General features: G+C 72.3%; 1 pseudogene. It reads left to right on the top strand.

The annotated features are described in order from the left end of the window. Nucleotides 1–5 precede the first annotated feature (5 nt). A pseudogene (locus JHAT_RS33150) lies at nucleotides 6–5115 on the top strand (SDR family NAD(P)-dependent oxidoreductase); the annotation flags it as partial.

The following is a 5115-nucleotide window of genomic DNA, read 5'->3' as shown; positions in this document are numbered from 1 at the left end:
GGGCGCTGTCCGGGCGGGGCGGCATGGTGTCCGTGTCCCTTGGCGCGGACGAGGTGGGCAAGCGCCTCGCTGACTGGGGTGGTCGGTTGTCGGTGGCGGCGGTCAACGGTCCGTCGGTCGTGGTCGTGTCCGGGGATGCGGACGCGCTGGACGAGCTGCTGGCCGCGTGTGAGAAGGACGGCGTTCGGGCGCGGCGTGTCGCGGTGGACTACGCCTCGCACTGCGCGCACGTGGAGGCGATCGAGGACGTCCTCCTGCGCGACCTGGCGGGCCTCACTCCTCGGGACGCGGCCGTGCCGTTCTACTCGACGGTGACCGGCGGTGTCCTGGACACGTCGTCTCTCGATGCAGGGTATTGGTACCGCAACCTGCGCCAGACGGTCCGTTTCGCCGACACCCTGCGCGCGCTCCTCGACGACGGCTTCCGCCTGTTCATCGAGTCCAGCGCGCACCCGGTGCTGACGATGGGCATCGAGCAGACCGCCGAGACCCACACCAACACCCCCGTCACCACAGTCGGTTCACTACGCCGCGACGAGGGCGGCCTGGAGCGCTTCCTGACCTCGGCCGCCGAGGCGTTCGTCGGCGGCGCGACCGTCGACTGGGCCGGGGTGTTCACGGGCACGGGCGCCCGACGCGTCGACCTGCCCACCTACGCCTTCCAACACGAGCACTTCTGGCTCAAGACGCCGGCTTCCCGCGTCGGTGACGTGGCGGCTGTCGGCCTCGGGTCGGCCGACCACCCGCTGCTGGGAGCGGTGGTGTCGCTGGCGGACGACTACGGACTGGTTCTGACCGGCCGCCTGTCGTTGGCGGCGCAGCCATGGCTGGCCGATCACCTCGTGCTGGGCAGGGTGGTCGTGCCCGGAACGGCGTACGTGGAGCTGGCCCTGCAGGCGGCGGACGCGGCCGGCAGCCGGGTGCTGGAGGAGCTGACGCTCCAGGCCCCGCTGGTGCTGCCCGAGTCGGGCGCGGTACAGGTGCAGGTCGTCGTGAGCGGCACGGACGATCCGGAGCGCCGCGCCGTAGGAGTCTTCTCGCGCGCCGAGGGCGACGACGACGCACCGTGGACCTGCCACGCCAAGGGTCTGCTCGCCCTGACCGAGAGCGTGGCCGGTGAGGAGGGGCACCAGTGGGCGACGTGGCCGCCCGCGGACGCCGCACCGCTCCCGGTGGACGACCTGTACGAACGACTGGCCGGCCTGGGGCTCGACTACGGCCCGGTCTTCCGCGGCGTACGGGCGGCCTGGCGTCAGGGCGACGACGTGTACGCCGAGGTCGCCCTCCCGGAGGAGGAGCGGGAGGAGGCGGGACGCTACGGCATCCATCCGGCCCTGCTGGACGCGGCGCTGCACGTGACCGGCGTCGGTCATCTGACCGGCTCAGGTGCGGGCGACGGCGACGCCGGGGAGCCCGGCACGGCACGGCTGCCGTTCGCCTGGAACGGGGTCTCCCTGCACGCCACCGGCGCCTCCATGCTGCGGGTGCGGCTGTCCAGGGCGGGGACCGACGGCGTATCACTGCTGGTCGCCGACCCCACCGGGGCGCCGGTGGCGTCGATCGGCTCGCTGGTCGGCCGTCCCGTCGACCCGGAGCTGCTCGAGAGCGCCGCCCGGCCGTCGCTGGACTCGCTGTACGGGGTGAGCTGGGAGGCACTCCCGACCCGTGCCGTACCGGCCGACGCCGCTCAGCGGTGGGCCGTGCTCGGCACGGACCCCTCGTGCGCCGAAGCATTCCGCGGCACGGACGTGCGGCGCGCGGCGACCTTCGCGGAGCTGTCGTCCGCCGCGGAAGGGGCTTTCCCGGACGTCGTGGTACTGCCGTGCGCCTCCCCGGCGGAGACGGACGACGTCCCCACCGCCGTGCGCGAGCTGACCGGTCGCGCGCTGCACGCCGTACGGGAATGGCTCGGCAGCCCCGCCGCCGCCAGCTCGAAGCTGGTCTTCCTGACGCGGGGAGCCATGGCGACGGCAGCCGGCGAGGACGTTACGGACGTGGCGGCCTCAGCGGTCTGGGGTCTCGTCCGCTCCGCGCAGACGGAACACCCGGACCGGTTCCATCTGGTCGACATCGACACCTGGGAGAACGCCGGCGACGCCGTACGCGCGGCCCTCGCCGCCGAGGAACCCCAGAGCGCCGTCCGGGCGGCCGAGGTACGCACCCCTCGCCTGGTCAGGGCATCCCTACCGACGACGGACGGCGAGGCGAACGCCCCCTGGAGTGCCGAGGGAACCGTCCTGATCACCGGCGCCAGCGGTCTCCTGGGCGGTCTGGTCGCCCGCCATCTGGCAGCCGAGCACGGCGTACGGCACCTGGTGCTCGTGTCGCGTCGCGGCCCGGACGCCGCCGGAGCGCCGGAACTCGCCGCCGAACTGGAGTCCCTGGGCGCCCACGCCGTCTTCGAGGCCTGCGACGTGACGGACCGCGACGCGCTGACCGGCGTACTGGCGCGCATCCCCGACACCGCGCCCTTGCGCGCGGTGGTGCACGCGGCGGGTGTCCTGGACGACGGCGTGGTGGACGCGCTGACGTCCGAACGGATCGACACCGTCCTGAGGCCGAAGGCGGACGCGGCCCTGCTCCTGCACGAACTCACCCGTGATCTGGGACTCTCCGCGTTCGTGCTCTTCTCCTCGGCCGCCGCGGTCTTCGGCGCGGCCGGCCAGGCCAACTACGCGGCGGCGAACGCCTTCCTGGACGCCCTGGCAGCACACCGGAGGGCGCACGGCCTGCCCGCCGTCTCGCTGGCCTGGGGCTTCTGGGCCGAGCGCAGCGAGATGACCGGCCACCTGGCCGACACCGATCTCGCCCGCATGGCGCGCGGCGGTGTCGTACCGCTGTCCACGCGGGAGGGCCTCGCGCTCTTCGACGCGGCGACCGCCGGGGACCAGGCACTCCTCGTCCCGGTACGGTTCACCGGCGCCGCCCTCCAGGGCGGGGACGGCCCCGTTCCGCCGCTGATGCGTCGACTGGTGCGTCCCCGTGTGCGACGCGCCGCGGCGGCGACGGCGTCCGACACGGCCGACGGCCTGGCCGGAACCCTGGCCGGGCTGCCGGAGGCAGACCGGGAACAGACCGTACTGGACCTGGTGCGCACCCAGGTCGCCTCCGTACTCGGCTATGCGACACGCGACGCGGTCGCATCCGAGCTGGCCTTCAAGGAGTTGGGTTTCGACTCGCTGACGGCGGTGGAGCTGCGGAACCGGTTGAACGGGGCCACGGGGCTGCGGTTGCCGGCGACGTTGGTGTTCGACTATCCGTCGCCGGTGGTGCTGGCGCGTCATCTGCTGGCGGAGCTGGTGGCGGCGAACGCGGTGGAGGACGGAGGCGCGGCGGCCCGGTCTGCGCTCGTGCCGTCGCGGGCGTCGGGGTCGGTGGTGGACGAGCCGATCGCGATCGTGGCGATGAGCTGTCGTTTCCCGGGTGGGGTCCGTACTCCGGAGGAGTTGTGGCGTCTCCTTGAGCGGGACGGGGATGCGATGGCCGCGTTCCCCGAGGACCGTGGCTGGGATCTGGAGGCGCTGTACCACCCGGATCCCGACCACAAGGGCACGGCGTACGCCCGCGAGGGTGGATTCCTGTACGACGCCGCCGAGTTCGACCCGGGATTCTTCGGTATCTCACCGCGTGAGGCGCTGGCGATGGACCCACAGCAGCGCCTGCTGTTGGAGACGTCGTGGGAAGCACTGGAGCGGGCGGGTATCGACCCGGCGTCGGTGCGTGGCAGCCAGACCGGCGTCTTCGCCGGGATCATGCACCACGACTACGGCTCCCTCTCGGTTCCCGACGGCGTCGAGGGCTACATCGGCAACGGCACCGCGGGCAGTATCGCCTCGGGACGGATCTCCTACACGTTCGGGTTCGAGGGTCCTGCGGTGACGGTGGACACGGCGTGTTCGTCGTCGTTGGTGGCGTTGCATCTGGCGGTGCAGTCGCTGCGGCAGGGGGAGTGTTCTCTGGCTCTGGCGGGCGGTGTGACGGTGATGGCGACGCCGGCGCTGTTCGTGGAGTTCAGCCGTCAGCGAGGGCTTTCTCCCGACGGCCGGTGCAAGGCGTTCGCGTCGGGTGCGGACGGCACCGGGTTCTCCGAGGGTGCCGGGATGCTGCTGCTGGAGCGGTTGTCGGATGCGCGGCGCAATGGGCATCGGGTGCTGGCGGTGGTGCGGGGTTCGGCGGTCAACCAGGACGGGGCGAGCAATGGGCTGACGGCGCCGAACGGTCCGTCGCAGCAGCGGGTGATCCGGGCGGCGTTGGCGAATGCCGGGGTGTCGGCTGCCGAGGTGGATGTGGTGGAGGCGCACGGTACGGGCACGAAGTTGGGTGACCCGATCGAGGCGCAGGCGCTGCTGGCGACCTATGGCCAGGACCGGCCGGAGGACCGGCCGCTGTGGCTGGGATCGATCAAGTCGAACATCGGGCACACGCAGGCCGCGGCCGGTGTCGCGGGTGTGATGAAGATGGTCCTCGCCATGCGGCACGGGGTGCTGCCGCGCACGCTGCATGTCGATGAGCCGTCCCCGCACGTGGAGTGGTCGGCCGGTGCCGTCGAGCTGCTGACCGAAGCCATGCCGTGGCCCGAGACCGGCCGACTCCGCCGCGCCGGTGTGTCGTCGTTCGGCGCGAGCGGGACGAACGCGCACGTGATCCTGGAACAGCTACCGGACGTGGAGCCGGTCGCGGACGACCGTGATGGACCCGAGTCGCCGGTGGTGGTGCCGTGGGTGGTGTCGGCGAAGTCGGAGCCGGCGCTGCGGGGTCAGGCCGAGCGGCTGGCCGCCTTCCTGGGTGATGCCTCGGATGTTGATCCCGTGGATGTGGGGTGGTCGTTGGCGACGTCGCGGTCGGTGTTCGAGCACCGGGCTGTGGTGCTGTCGGGTGACCGGGCCGGGTTGTCTGCGCTTGCGTCGGGTGAGCCGGTTGCTGGTGTGGTGCGTGGTGTGGTGGTGCCGGGCCGGCTGGCGGTGTTGTTCTCGGGGCAGGGCAGTCAGCGTGTGGGGATGGGCCGGGAGTTGTATGAGGCCTTCCCGGTCTTCGCGGCGGCGTTCGACGAGGTGTGTGCCGGGTTCGACGGGCTGCTGGAGCGGCCGTTGCGCGATGTCGTCTTCACCGATGGTC

Origin of the sequence: Streptomyces sp. JHA26, assembly GCF_002005565.1 — a bacterium.
Lineage (GTDB): Bacteria > Actinomycetota > Actinomycetes > Streptomycetales > Streptomycetaceae > Streptomyces.
Note: the sequence above shows the minus strand (reverse complement) of the source record. Positions and strands in the feature narration are given on the sequence as shown.